Below are 13,631 nucleotides of genomic sequence, written 5' to 3' on the forward strand. Positions count from 1 at the left end.
ATAAAATCCTCTCCCTGTTTCTATTCTTCTTAATAGATGTACTTATTAATTCATTTCGTTTACATACCTGTCACCTGCACTGTTTTCTTCTCACTTTCCAATCATTTTATAAACAGAGGCACCAACTAGATCTCCAGCTTCTTTAAGCCTTTCCCTACTGATGTGTTCAATCGTGTCTTGCGGCGTATGATAGTAAGGCTCCAAGTTGGCGGTGCCTGGTTCACGGCGAATGAAATTCACTGCCGCAATTCCTGCATCATGGAATGAAACATGATCAGATGCCCCTCTTTGATAAAGAATTAACTCGGAAGGTGTGGCGATTCTTGCTGCAGTCTCAGCAGCTGTCTGTGAAACTAGATTCGAATTGCCATCAACCGTGTTCATATAAATCGCAGTTGCATTTTCCCACGAAGTTCCGACCATATCCATGTTAAAGTTACCAATGCTGCGGCCGATTTCATCTGCGGTCAATTGGCTGACATAAAAGCGGGAACCGACCAAACCGATTTCTTCAGCACCTACAAAAGCAATTCTTAATTCCTTTTCAATTGGATAACTTTTTAATACGCGCGCGATTTCCAATGCAACGGCCGTCCCTGAAGCATTGTCGCTTGCACCGGGTGCAAATGGAACACTATCGTAATGTGCAGATACATGTACAATATCGTGTTTGCCATTCTTTTTCGGGGTACGCTTTGCAATAATGTTTTGCGAAGTCATATTCCCTAAAAGCTTCACGTTTAGTGTGACAGTTTCATTTTTCAACAAGACATCTTCCCGTAAAGCTTCACCGCTCATTTTCGTGATTCCACCTACTGGGATTGGCGCATTATCACTAATGGACGGATTCAAAGGGCTAGCCTGATCAACATTGTTGTAAATCAGCACAGCAACTGCGCCAGCTGCATAGGCGTTCTCCACTTTCTGCTGGAATGTTAATTCTCCCCTCGAAATTAATGCGATTTTCCCTGCGGATTCCGCATTGAAATCAGCCGTACGCCCTAAACCCGCATCATAAAGCTGGGCTACCAATCCTCCATCGGCTGTAGCCGCTGAACCTGCGGGAATGGTAATAAGCACTTCATCTCCATTAGCAGTTTGTAAATGACCTATCGTCTTATCCGGAATGCTGAATTCTTGTACCTCAATTTCATACCCGTAGGATAGAAGCCGTTCCTTTATAAAGTTTGCCGTGTATTTTTCTTCCTTGGTTCCCGCCACACGTGGACCAATCGTTTCACTTAAAAAAGCCGCATCTGTATACAAGTTTGCCGCACTAATTCGAGCAATGACCTTTTGATCGAAAGCCGCATTGCTTTGCCCTTTTTCCGATGCAGCAACCGCAATCCCCGACTCAAAAACATGTCCAGGCATACCATTAATGCTAGATATAGCAATTAAAGCAGTCAGCATGACAATCCTAAACTTCTTTTTCATCTTCACATGAGCACACTCCTATCCCCTGAAAATTTTGACTACTCAAAGGGGTATTCCCTTCCTTGCTTACCAATCCCTTCCATTAAAATCAAAACAGTTACAATCTCATACCTTTTAACGAAAGAAGAGTTCATAAGCATTACAGACCATATGTGCATTTTGAACTACTCGTAGTGACTTCGAATTTTTCTTCATTACTGTATATTTAGAACTAGTAAAGTTCACTATTTCCCGATTGTTGAAACTGCGAATTTTGGGTGATTTTTGTATTTCATATTCTATATCTCATGGCAGTTATGTAACAAGATTGGCTGAGCATAACCCATCAATTGTCGATAAAAAAAGTAGGGACGCAGTTACGTATCTACTCTCCAGTTAGTGATATATCGCACACTAAAAAAGTCACGCGCCTCCCTATACAGAAGGCGCGTGACTCAGGTATTCTATTCGCTTACGAACGCTAACTATCTCAATGATCTCGGTTCACGATATAATTCAAGAAATGCTTCAAAAAAGTCGTATTGCGTGGGATTTCTTGCAGTGTTTCCATCGCAGAACAATAATGATCCCACATTGCTTTTCTGGCACCGACCACTCCTAGGATGGATACAAATGTCGTATTGTTGTTTTCTATATCTTTTCCAATGGGTTTTCCTAGTACATTCTGATCGCCTTCCACATCCAGCAGGTCATCCTTAATCTGAAAGGCAATGCCGGCATGTCGGGCGAATTTTTTCAATGCTGCCATTTCCAACTCCGTTGCGTGGGCGAGAATGGCAGGCATGATGAGAGAGGCTTCAAATGCGATTCCGGTCTTATAAAAGCACATCTCATTCAATTGTTCCAGTGTCAATGGTTTCCCTCTGGCGTCCAAGTCCATCGCCTGTCCCCTACATATATCCGCTACGATTTGAGACGAATAGCGAATCAAGCGGAGCACCGTTTTCGGTTCGTACCCGTCAAGTGAGGTTTGTTCTTCAACCGCTTTTTGGGTCAGGAAAAGTCCAGTTAATTCGGCTGTGGCACTGTCATACACCTGATGTAGGGTTGGACGCCCTCTCCGCATGGGCGCATTATCCTGGGATGGCATATCGTCGAAAATAAGGGATGCCGTATGCATATATTCCAATGATTTCAGAAGTGGCACGATTGACGACTCATTTAGCCCGTATCCGTTAACACCCATAACCCAGGTCATGATTGGCCTGAGTCGCTTGCCGTCACCTGCCAAACTGTAATTTGCCGCATCGATGATTGGCTCTTTCATCAAAAATGTATTCCCTACCTCTGGAATAGGTAAAAATTCGTTGATTTGATTGCGTACAGTCTCGATTGTATCTAAAAAGGAATCCTGCTCTTCCCGTTCACTCTTTAGATTCGTAATCATATGATCGCGCAGCAGTTTATCAAAGAAATCCACATCATCTGCTTTTCGAACCATATGTTGAATGACACGATTGAATGAAGGATTTCCCGAAGCGAATAACTCCATAACCTCATTGTACTTTTTAGTGCCCATACGCTTTTTAAATCGTTTCAGCCCGTTGATGGCACGATCGAGTATCACCTCACGCGTTTTGCTATCTGAGTCATAGACATTATGGATCAAATTGAAGATCACCGTCCAGTACATTTCAAAGGGATTTATGAGATCCGCGCGTGTATCATGGTATTTCATATAATAGGTATAAGGTGTGACGCTTCCTTCATCTAAGTCATCAAACATATCCGCAAAATCATCCGCCAGCTGATTGTAAATGCCATATAAGAATGTTCGATTATGGAAGCCCTCGTCTTCAGGCGCACTTATGACTGAACGTGTAATCAATCGTGAAGAAGAGGATTTTAAAATGACTGGGATATAAAGTTCTTCATTGGTGTAATTCGCATTAGATAGATCCTTTACACGATCCACTTCCTGGGAATTAAAAAACACATAGGACTGCTCGAAAAAACTTTTTCTTGTCTCCGGGAGCTGTTGGCCCTTAATATACTCAAAGGCATCTCGGAGTTCCGCATGAGCAAACCGGATGAGTTCCGCGTTTTCCCCAGTCCACTTATCCAATTCAGGAACAGATTCTGTGATAAGCGTGGACCGAATTAATTCGGAATAACGTTTTTTCTCTTCACTTGATAAAATACTGGCATCCAAAAGATCGTCAATGAATGGATACGTCAGACCATAGGCATACCCAAGCCTAATCGCCTCATGAAGCTTTCGAGTACGTTCTTCAGGTGTAATCTCAGCATCCATTTCTTCGATCACATGCAGGATGACCCCCGCTATGATTTTGATAAGTTTTCGCTTGGCTTCCTCAGCATCCATCCCCTCTGGAATATGGGCGGATACAGACTTTATTTTGTCCATCACCCAGATCATGCTGGATTCAACGCCTTCCTTCTGGGCGAGCCGATACATTCCAGCCATGCTAAACATCTCCAAATTGCTTCCAGGATTTTTCAGATTGGAATCAATGAGGTGATTTTTCAAACTATCAACTGTACGTTGAACCCTGGATTGCGTATCCGGTGAGTTCAATGCTTTACCCAGATCGCGCATGTAAATATAGGAGATACTCCGATCCAAGTAATTATCTAGTTTACCTGTGTAATTCAGCCATTGGATATAAGTGTGATAGCCCTCTGAACCAGTTTTTCTCTTTCTGCGCGAACAAACAGATAGCATCGGGAAAGGATGAATGTGGTTCTGTTTCCAAGACTGTATATCTTTTATCAAAACAGGGACATACGTTTTTTGCACGAGCTGTTCAGAAAGTGATTTAAAATAATCAGCAGCCTTCTGCTCCGCCAACCGATAGCTTGCATCGGCATTTATCATTAACTTCTCATTCATACCATCAATACCTCTACTTAAAGTTTTCATATATAAATGTATGCAATATTGATCAAATCAATGTTACTAACCTAAACCCTATCCCAAACTTTTCACAAAAACTAAATTATTTTATTCAAGAAACGATACACCGACTTAAAAATAATGCTTGTGCATTAAACGTCGTAGACAAGCATTTCACAGTAGTTAGTCATACAGTCAGCCATACAGCTGATTTTGATTGTATTATTATCAAATTGTAGCGTATACTCCGATTTATTTCACGAACAGCGTACCTGAAATTCATTCTTCGGCTCTCTGTTGGACACTTTGGGGAGTTTGTTGGAAACCTCCCTATTGGTTGAACACTTTCGGGGTTTGTTGGACACTCCCTAGCGTTTGTTGAAACCTATCTGTTCATTAATAGGCACCTGTAATTTTTTATCCGAATCTTCTTACAGGTTTTAATATTTGATAGCAGGGTATTTCACTTACTAGCACCAACACTATTAAAATAATAAAAATCCTAGGAGGAAAATTGATATGACTGACAAAAAATTTGTAGGTACATTCCAAAATGAAACCGAGGTTTTGAATAAGATTGATGAGTTAAAACTACAGGGGTATTCTGATGATGATATTTATATTGTGACAAATGATGCGGATCGATTATCGATTGTCCGTGGGGAAACAGATGTCGACCTTCGCACACCGGAAGGCAACTGGATGGACAAATTCATGGCTTTCCTTAGCGGAGATGAACCCGTCAGAGGCGCATTTACGAACATGGGGTTCAGTGAAGATGAATCCAACCGCTATTTCAATGAAGTCAAAGCTGGCGGAATCTTGCTTTACGTAGACCGTGAATACGGAAATCTCTATGGAAATCCTGAGACGGAATACCAAGCCGGGTATACAGATCCGAACATCGGCTCAAATCTTGTCGTTGATGATTATGAACATACAAATATAGCAATGGATGCAGAACGAGAAGAAAGTCTGCAACTGCATGAAGAGAAGCTCAATGTCGACAAAGAACGCTATCAGGCGGGCGAAGTGAACGTCACTAAGCATGTTGTAGAAGATATACAAACAGTTGAAGTGCCCGTGACGCGGGAAGAAGTGTATATTGAGCGGCGCGCTGTAACTGACGAGACTGCTGCCGGCGAAGTCTTTGATGATGGCGAAAACATTCATATTCCCGTCATGGAAGAACGGGTTGAAGTAACAAAACGTCCTGTCGTCAGTGAAGAAATCATCGTTGGCAAGCGCGAAGTCCATGACACGGAAACGGTCAGTGAAAGCGTGCGTCGTGAAGAAGCGGATATCGACCGGACGGATAATCTGCTGGATGCACATGAGGAAACGGTCATTGATCCATTGGAAGCGAAGCGATTTGAGCGAAGTGATTTAAATGACAATCCTTTGACCGATCCTTTGAATAATCGTAATCGACTTTAATAGGTTAAATAGGAGTTTGCTTAGGCAAGCTCCTTTTTTTGTGTAATCAAATTTGGTTCCTATATGAGAGTTCTTCTCTCTGCACTTTCTTTTTTGCCATGCAAGAAATAGTACAATACGGCAGTCCCCAAAATGACAAAGGCTAAAATGACAAATAACATTCTGTAACCGGTGACTGGTATGACGAAGCCCAGTAAGAATGGTCCAAAACCAAGGCCAGCATCAAGGGCAATGAAGAATGTCGATGTGGCCAGACCTAATCGATGTGGTGACGTTAATTTTACAGCGATGGCTTGGGTGCTTGATTGCATATTACCGAAGCCAAGGCCAATCAGGCCACCTGCTATAAGTAATGTAGCTCCCGTACCTACTGAACTAAGTAAGAACATTCCAGCTGCAAAGATGATGAAAGCGGGATACATCACGAAATTCGCACCTTTATTATCCATTAAGCGGCCCGTGAATGGACGGGATAATAGAATCACGACTGCATAGACAACGAAGAAAAAGCTTGCAGTTTCCACTAAATCAATTTCGATGGCATAGAAATTGATGAACGACAGGATGCTAGAGTAGCAAAATGAAACCATCAATGTGATGAATGCGATAGGTAATGCTTTGGGTTCAATGAAATTCGAGAACTTGAATTTTTTGGATTCTTTCATTTTAGTTACTTCAAGTTTCGGTACATGTACAAAGAATGCAACAATTAAACAGATGACTCCTAAAATAAGACAGAAAGTAAAGATCATTGGAAAGCTCGTAACTCGGCTCATGTAAAGCCCTATGAAGGGTCCAATCGCGGTAGACAGTGTCGCACTCATGCTGAAGTAGCCAATGCCTTCGCCCCTTCGTCTTGGTGGAATAATCTGTGCCACAATGGTGCCGGCTGCCGTACTCGCCATCCCAAGTGCCATCCCGTGGATTAACCGGTTAAACAACAGGAAAGGAACGCCTAGATTTATAAAATACAAAGCTGTTGTCAAAATGAACAGGACTAACCCGATTATCAAGGTTTTCTTGCGTCCGATTATATCAATGACACGTCCAATATAGAGCCTTCCAAATAAAGTCCCGACAATAAAAATACCTGTAATGAGTCCAGCATCACTGGTAGAAGCACCTAACTCCGTGACTGCATATACGGCGATTGTCACCATTAACAAATAAAAAATTAACGTTAATAAGAAATTGACAGAGGAAACAACGAGAAAATCCTTTGTCCACAGTTTTTGTTTAGATTGATTCAAAACGCTATCCCCTTATTCTCTCAAATTATTCTGTATTTCTTCCATAATTCTGATTGTCTCAAGTTGTTCTTCTTCTGAGATTCCTTTTAAAATAACTTGTTCGAATTGATCAATGGTAGCACGGATATCTATATACACTTTTTCCCCAAGCTCTGTTAGCTGCATCCTTTTTTCTCGTTTGTCTTTGCTTGGAGCATGGCTAATATAACCCATCTCCTCCAAACGTTGAATGGTCCTGGTAACGGTAGGTTTTTCCACGCTTTGATAATTGGAAATCTCAACGAGTGTTCCCGAGCCATTATTGTATATGTAGGTCAAAGTAGACCATTGTGCTCTGTAAAGCCCATACTTACTTAGTTGGGTGTTAAGATGATGCTCAAAAGGTCGATACAATAACATGAATTGTCTAAAAAACTTTCGATATGTATGTATTAGTAACACTCCTTTTAAATAGTTAGCGTGGGTAACTATTACCCTGGGTAACTACATATATTATCAGAAACAAATTACATTGTACAGAAAAATCAGTACCCACTTCCGTTGCTTAGCTGTAAAAACACTTACAAATAATAATGTTTGAAAATGCAAAAAGGAGCTCAGCCTGTAAAATAGTTTTAATAAAACCTCTTGCACAGACGGTATTCATTTTTGATGTTTAGCCTATTAACGTATATGTATTCTCGCAAGTAGTATGGTATAATTTGTCTATGAGAAAATTACTTGTTTTGATAATTCTATTAGGTGTTTTGTTCTTTTCATCGGGGCAAACGTATGAGCAGCAATCGCTAATCCCAACTTTGGAGAAGTGGCTGCCGGGCGAGCCGTTTGCATCATTGCTATCGAATTTGCGCATCCCGTATTGGGGTGAGACGATTTCAGTTGATGAGCGTGGCTATTACGCGTTTGTTGAGTTTCTGCTTCGAAAGAGTGCGCATTTCTTCATTTTCGGCTTCATCGCTACTGCAATTTATCTCGTTTTGCCGAAGCATCTGTTTCGTTTCATGACGGCTACTTGGCTGACACTGTTTGTTGCAATTGGCGATGAGTACCACCAGTCCTTGACGGGTGGACGGACGCCGGCGGTTCAAGACGTACTTCTCGATATGGCGGGCGCGGCTACGTTTCTCATCATTTTACGGCTAATTTTGTTTATGAAACGACCTAAAAAAAGAAGAAAACGCTGAGACAAAATGTCTCGTGCGTTTTCTTCTTTTTTGTCTTGATTGGTGATTTGTCGTATACTCTTTTTTCGCGTGGCCGTCCAATGTATTCAATCCGCCATCCGCTTGTGATAGGAGACTGTCAAGCGATAGAAATACCCTGTAGAAACAACGATAATGAGTAAGACAATTAGTATAAGTTCTACGATGTAGCGAAACACGCAAAGTTCGACATTTCGGATTAATGCATGTCTGCTAGTTCGACAGATTGCCGATTCGTGTGGGACTTTTGGTTTGTGATATAATTTCGTTGAGTTGGTACATTTTTCATTCATTCAACAAGGGGGATATTGCATGGCAAACTTAAAGGCAGACGAACAAATTGAATTGATGACACCGTTAGAAATGATGGACGATTGCCTTGCGGGTTATGGTGATGAATTAACGAGTTTGGCTATTCACAAAGTCGTTCAACACGTTTTCGGTATCAATTTAGAATTGGCACCTCTTTTACCTGACCGCTATCGTGGTTCAAGCGTTGTACCCTCAACTAGAGCCTTGATGGATGAGTATATCACTCAATACGGCAAAACGATGACGGGTGACGAAGTTCGGGTGATGATCAATCACTTTTTAGGTATGAATTTAGTTGGCATTGCTTCACTTAAGATGTCCGGCATTTCGTTGTATTCCAAAGGGCAATGGATTGTTCAACATGACACCGATTTAGTTGTTGTCGATACGGGAGTTGGCGATGTAGATGTACGTATCTTTCCAACGGACTATTTCACGGAAAAAACTGGAGAGATTGATTTGCCTAGCGACTTACAACACTCTTTGACACAACTCGGTTATACCCGTGATGGGAAGACGGGACACTATTCGTATGTAAATCCCACAGGAGAAGCGGTTCACAATTCTTTTAAAAAACAAACAATGGACATGCTAATTGAAACAATTCGGAGATGGAGCGCTGATGTTTAATCAGATGAGGACAGGTACTTAGCCTGTCCTCGTCTTCCATCTACTTTATTTACCAAACGACGATAGGAATTTCACACGGTCGCCCATTGGTGGAACCGTTTCATCGACCAAAACGATTTCCAAGATGGAAGGTCCATCTACTTTGAGTAAGCTATTCAAGACGTCTTGATGAAGATCGTCCATAGATTCAATTCGCGCACTCGGAATATTCATAGCCGCCGCCATTGCGGCAATATTAACGGGTTCTTGTCCAAAAGAAGCATGCGTGCGTTTGTACTGCTGGGAATGGCCATGGTAAACCATTCCTAAACGAGCGTTATTCATAATGACGAACACAATCGGCAATTTATGCTCTTTGGCCGTCAGTATTTCCATGCCGTGCATGAAGAAACTGCCGTCGCCTGTTATACAGACAACTGGACGTTCAGGTTCGGCTAATTTTGAGCCAATTGCTGATCCAATGCCGCTTCCCATGGCACCAAAGTGGACATTAATGCTATAGGTATCGGAAGCCAGCACATTCATATGGTGAATGACGTAAGCCATGTATTCGCCGATATCGATTGTGTAACGCGTCGATGCTGGGACGAATTTTTGGAGTTGCACTAAGACGTTTTTGGTGTTGTATTCGATTGCATCTTCACTCTTTTTATCCTGTTTTACTACCTTCACACTTTTCTTCGTTAGACCAAGAGCCTTTAATTCCTCAATTAATACTTGTACACTCCACTCGATATCACCTAGTACTGGGATATCAATGGCATATTTCCGGTTAAAGACGGTTTCGTCAAAGTCCATCTGAACTGTAAAACGGTCTTTTGTCAGATTGGCATTCCAGTTATTTGTTGCTGTTTCACCTAAACTTGAACCGATGACTAGCAGTGCCTGGCTGTCGCCTTCATTGATGAGCAAAGAGGCTTCTTCGTGCCCCGCAAACCCGAACACGCCTACGAGTAAGGGGTGATCCTCTTGAATATAGCCTTTTGCCACCGGTGTTGTCATGATTGGCCAGTTTAGTAGTTCCGCCAGTTCGATCACTGATTCAACAGAATTTCGAATTCCTTGTCCCACAAATAGATAGCCATTTTCTCTATTCACTAGCTCTTTGGCTACGGTTCTAATCGTGTCGCGGTTCGGTTCAATCGGCGCTCTACGCGGAAAACGCGGAATTTCAAGCGGTTCTATTTCCTCAAGTTGGACATCAATCGGCATAGCGATGTGAACAGGTCCCGGCACGCCGGATAGCGCTATTTCAGTTGCTTTCACCACTTCTTTCAATAGGTCTTGAGCGTCCGTAATTGTTACACTATACTTTGTCACGGAACGGAAGATGGGTTCAGCATCCAGTTCTTGAGACGCATTTAATCCGACGGTGTTGACTGGAACGGCACCGGTTAGGAACAATACTGGCAAATGTTCCCGCATTGCGTTGGCAGCTCCTGTTACAAGATTCGTTCCGCCTGGTCCACTGCAAGCGATGCATACTGCTAGTTCTCCCGCATACTTTGCATAAGCCGCTGCCATATAAGAAGCTGCCCCTTCATGCTTTGTTACGATAGGTGTGATTTCGGGCGTATCATACAGTTCGTCAAAAAACGCATTGACTGATCCTGCAGGTATACCAAAAATATGCGTAACCCCATTGTCTTTTAAATAATCTACAACTGCGCGTACTGCTTTCATATGATTCCTCCTTGGTTTATGAGATATTTTTGTTCGAATTCTTCTGCATTCATTGGCCGGCCGAAGTAAAAGCCCTGCATTAAGTAACAATTTCTTGAAGCCAAAAACTCTGCCTGTTCTATGGTTTCGACGCCTTCCGCAATGACATCGAGGTTAAGATTTTGAGCCAGCGTAATAATGGTATTTGTAATCGCCGCACTATCATCGTCTTTTCGTAATTCTGAAATGAATGATCTATCAATTTTCAACAAATTTATGGGAAAGTCCTTCAAATAGCCTAGTGATGAATAGCCCGTACCGAAATCATCGATGGCTATTTTGATGCCGATTTCTTTTAGCTGCTCCATCGTTTTTAACGTTAACGCTGTATTTTTAATGATTTGATTTTCCGTGAGTTCCAGGTGTAAAAATTCCGGGGATAACTCGACTTCATCCAAAATCGTTTTTACAACCATAAACAAATCATTTTTTTCAAACTGACGGACCGATAAATTGACGGCCACGCTGAGCCGTGGATATCCCTGTTCCTGCCATTGCTTAATTTGTCTGCAGGCATTCTCAAGCACCCATTCGCCAATAGGGACGATCAAACCCGTTTCTTCTGCAATCGGGATGAATTTGTCGGGCTGTATCATCCCCTCAATTGGATGATTCCATCGGACTAACGCTTCCACTCCGACAACTGTTTTCGTTTTAAAATTGATTTGCGGTTGATAAGCAATCACGAGCTCCTCATTATCAACAGCCTTATACAACGCATTTTCAATAATCAGACTCTCAAAAGTGACCGCATCCATACCGGCTTCATAGAAGTGGTAGCTGTCCCCCGCCAGTTTTTTAGACTGATACATCGCAATATCCGCATTTTTTATCAACTGTTCGGCTGTATCCCCGTTTTCAGGGAATAGACTGATCCCAATACTGCTTTTAATGTAGACTTCAGTCTCTCTAAGTGTGAACGGCTTGACGAATGTTTCATTGATGGAGTTAATGACATCTAAAACATCGGATTCACTCGTAATACTCGGTAATAAGATGATGAACTCGTCTCCGCCTTGCCGCGACACCGTGGCATCTTTTGGAATACAGGTGGCTAGTCGTTTTGCCACATAACCGAGCAGCAAATCCCCATAACTATGTCCAAGTGTGTCATTGACAGTTTTGAAACGATCCAGATCCATATACAAAACGGCCAATTTGCCTCCATGGTTTTTGGAATAGGTCAGCCCTTGTTCCAGTCTGTCTTTTAACAGAATTCGATTCGGCAAATTTGTTAAGCTATCGTAATAGGCATGGTATTTTATCTCTTCTTCCATCCGCTTCCTTTGCACGATGTCTTTAAACGTCACGACGTACCCAACAATTTCGTCACTCTCGATAATGGTGGAAATGACGTATTCAACCGCTAGGATGGACTTATCTTTTCTGATAAAGCAGCCTTCTGCACTGTACTTCTCTTCTTTTGCTTCTATAAAATCCGATACTAAATCCAGGTCTCGCGATTTGGCTTTATCGAAAATAATTTTGTACGTTTTTCCAATCAGCGCGCCTTTTGTTTCATAGCCCAGCATCGATTCACCTGCCGGGTTACAAAATGTAATCCTCCTTTCCAGGTCCAAACCGAATATGCCTTCCCCTGCCGAGTTAAGAATAAGCTCTTTTTCACGGCTTAGGTGCTGCAGCTCTGTCACTACGTCTTCAAGTTCCTTGTTTTTTTCCGTTATTTCCGACGTTCGCTCTTCGATAATGACTTCCTGCTTTTCCATATACAATAAATTCGACAGCGTGGAAGCAGTTGCGTCAACAATTGACTGTGCAAGCTGTTGGTCGGCAACTGAATAAACCATACCTGTCTCCTTCAAATCGACGACGGCAATGACACCTAAACTCTCGCCCATTGACACTAATGGAAGTAGAAACATTCCTTTAATGCCAAATTCACGGCAACCGTCGTGGTTTGTTCGTTCATCCGCAAAAACGTCCGGAATGAGAAGCGCTTTTTTCGTTCGAAGGACTTCCTGTAGCGCAGCATCCGTACTGGCTTCGATTTTAGTTTTGCCGTGGGTCTCCATCCAATCTTCTTCCGTCCAATCACTGTCCTTGCTTAAGTGCGCAGGCTTAATAAGGCGTTCTGCGGAAGGATCGAGTAAGTGCACCCCAACATTGTTATTATTCAGCACTTTTCCAACGTAGAAAAAGCATTTCTCAATCCCCTCTTGCATCGACGAACACATGGATAGATCACGCGTCACATCCAGTAGCAATTGCTTTTCTGCGATCAAGTTTTCCTTGCGCGTTAAATTCGCAGCGTTTTGAATCGCGACAGCCGCCATATTGACATACGCTTCAACCGACTGAATCTCTGACTCTGTTAAGTTCATAGGAATTCCATAGTCGAATAGAAAAACAAGCCCAAACAGTTCAGATTCATAAGAGATCGGCAGAGCCAATAATGATTTAATCTGAAAGGCATTCACCGCTCTTGGATCGGGACGGTTGTCCTTACTTGTATCGGCTATATAAATTGTTTGTTGCGTCTCAATGACTTCTTTTGCCAACAAATCGTATTCCGTTTCGATGACCTGCATATCGAGCGTCATTCCATTAATGATTTCCGGTTTCCCAACGACCCCCCTGAATGATCCGTCCTCCTCCGGCAAATAGATGCCCACTGAATCGCATTGAACGATTTCTTCAGAAATGGCGGTTACGACCACTCCAAGTACATCCCGTAGTTCGAGTTTCGTATTGATTAACTTCGTAATATTAGCAAGCCTGGAATATCTAGTTTGTTCTTCCACTCTAGCTACCCCTTTCTCATTT

General features: G+C 42.3%; 9 protein-coding genes. 3 read left to right on the plus strand and 6 right to left on the minus strand.

The window, feature by feature from the left end; translation table 11 throughout:
- Positions 1-90: 90 nt before the first annotated feature.
- Together AC25Y6_RS11590 and AC25Y6_RS11595 are read right to left on the minus strand one after the other, a co-directional pair.
- Complete coding sequence (locus tag AC25Y6_RS11590) at positions 91-1,437, minus strand: M28 family peptidase (RefSeq protein WP_488143175.1); 1,347 nt, start codon at positions 1,435-1,437, stop codon at positions 91-93.
- Positions 1,438-1,906: 469 nt separating this feature from the next.
- Positions 1,907-4,291, minus strand: a complete 2,385-nt coding sequence (locus AC25Y6_RS11595; protein ID WP_488143176.1) for a polyprenyl synthetase family protein — start codon at positions 4,289-4,291, stop codon at positions 1,907-1,909.
- A 522-nt stretch (positions 4,292-4,813) separates the two neighbouring features.
- Between AC25Y6_RS11595 and AC25Y6_RS11600 the strand changes: the two genes are divergently transcribed.
- Entirely contained in the window at positions 4,814-5,731 is a 918-nt protein-coding gene (locus tag AC25Y6_RS11600; RefSeq protein WP_488143137.1) for a YsnF/AvaK domain-containing protein, read from the plus strand.
- A gap of 59 nt (positions 5,732-5,790) precedes the next feature.
- Here AC25Y6_RS11600 and AC25Y6_RS11605 read toward each other — a convergent pair whose 3' ends face one another.
- Together AC25Y6_RS11605 and AC25Y6_RS11610 are read right to left on the minus strand one after the other, a co-directional pair.
- On the minus strand, positions 5,791-6,981 hold the full coding sequence (locus tag AC25Y6_RS11605; protein ID WP_488143138.1) for an MFS transporter: 1,191 nt from the start codon (positions 6,979-6,981) through the stop codon (positions 5,791-5,793).
- A 12-nt stretch (positions 6,982-6,993) separates the two neighbouring features.
- On the minus strand, positions 6,994-7,380 hold the full coding sequence (locus AC25Y6_RS11610; protein WP_488143139.1) for a MarR family winged helix-turn-helix transcriptional regulator: 387 nt from the start codon (positions 7,378-7,380) through the stop codon (positions 6,994-6,996).
- A gap of 308 nt (positions 7,381-7,688) precedes the next feature.
- Here AC25Y6_RS11610 and AC25Y6_RS11615 point away from each other — a divergent pair, with 308 nt between their 5' ends.
- Complete coding sequence (locus tag AC25Y6_RS11615) at positions 7,689-8,165, plus strand: VanZ family protein (protein ID WP_488143140.1); 477 nt, start codon at positions 7,689-7,691, stop codon at positions 8,163-8,165.
- A gap of 330 nt (positions 8,166-8,495) precedes the next feature.
- Positions 8,496-9,125, plus strand: coding sequence for a hypothetical protein (locus AC25Y6_RS11620; RefSeq protein WP_482104143.1), 630 nt, complete (start codon positions 8,496-8,498; stop codon positions 9,123-9,125).
- A 45-nt stretch (positions 9,126-9,170) separates the two neighbouring features.
- On the opposite strand, the gene AC25Y6_RS11625 is transcribed toward AC25Y6_RS11620, so the two are convergent.
- Both AC25Y6_RS11625 and AC25Y6_RS11630 read right to left on the minus strand, forming a co-directional pair.
- A complete protein-coding gene (locus AC25Y6_RS11625) occupies positions 9,171-10,808 on the minus strand; it encodes a thiamine pyrophosphate-binding protein (protein ID WP_488143141.1) in 1,638 nt (545 codons plus the stop codon).
- Positions 10,805-13,609 carry a bifunctional diguanylate cyclase/phosphodiesterase gene (locus AC25Y6_RS11630; protein WP_488143142.1) on the minus strand — a complete coding sequence of 935 codons (2,805 nt, stop codon included), beginning with the start codon at positions 13,607-13,609 and terminating at the stop codon, positions 10,805-10,807. The genes AC25Y6_RS11625 and AC25Y6_RS11630 overlap by 4 nt, the downstream gene beginning before the upstream one ends.
- Positions 13,610-13,631: the final 22 nt, after the last annotated feature.

The organism is Sporosarcina sp. Y1004, from assembly GCF_057669665.1.

What these genes read in the sequence shown, in the direction of transcription:
- AC25Y6_RS11625 (WP_488143141.1), bottom strand. Translation starts at nt 10,808, where the DNA reads ATGAAAGCAGTACGCGCAGTTGTAGATTATTTAAAAGACAATGGGGTT.
- AC25Y6_RS11595 (WP_488143176.1), bottom strand. Translation starts at nt 4,291, where the DNA reads ATGAATGAGAAGTTAATGATAAATGCCGATGCAAGCTATCGGTTGGCG.
- AC25Y6_RS11620 (WP_482104143.1), top strand. Translation starts at nt 8,496, where the DNA reads ATGGCAAACTTAAAGGCAGACGAACAAATTGAATTGATGACACCGTTA.
- AC25Y6_RS11615 (WP_488143140.1), top strand. Translation starts at nt 7,689, where the DNA reads ATGAGAAAATTACTTGTTTTGATAATTCTATTAGGTGTTTTGTTCTTT.
- AC25Y6_RS11590 (WP_488143175.1), bottom strand. Translation starts at nt 1,437, where the DNA reads ATGAAAAAGAAGTTTAGGATTGTCATGCTGACTGCTTTAATTGCTATA.
- AC25Y6_RS11600 (WP_488143137.1), top strand. Translation starts at nt 4,814, where the DNA reads ATGACTGACAAAAAATTTGTAGGTACATTCCAAAATGAAACCGAGGTT.
- AC25Y6_RS11610 (WP_488143139.1), bottom strand. Translation starts at nt 7,380, where the DNA reads ATGTTATTGTATCGACCTTTTGAGCATCATCTTAACACCCAACTAAGT.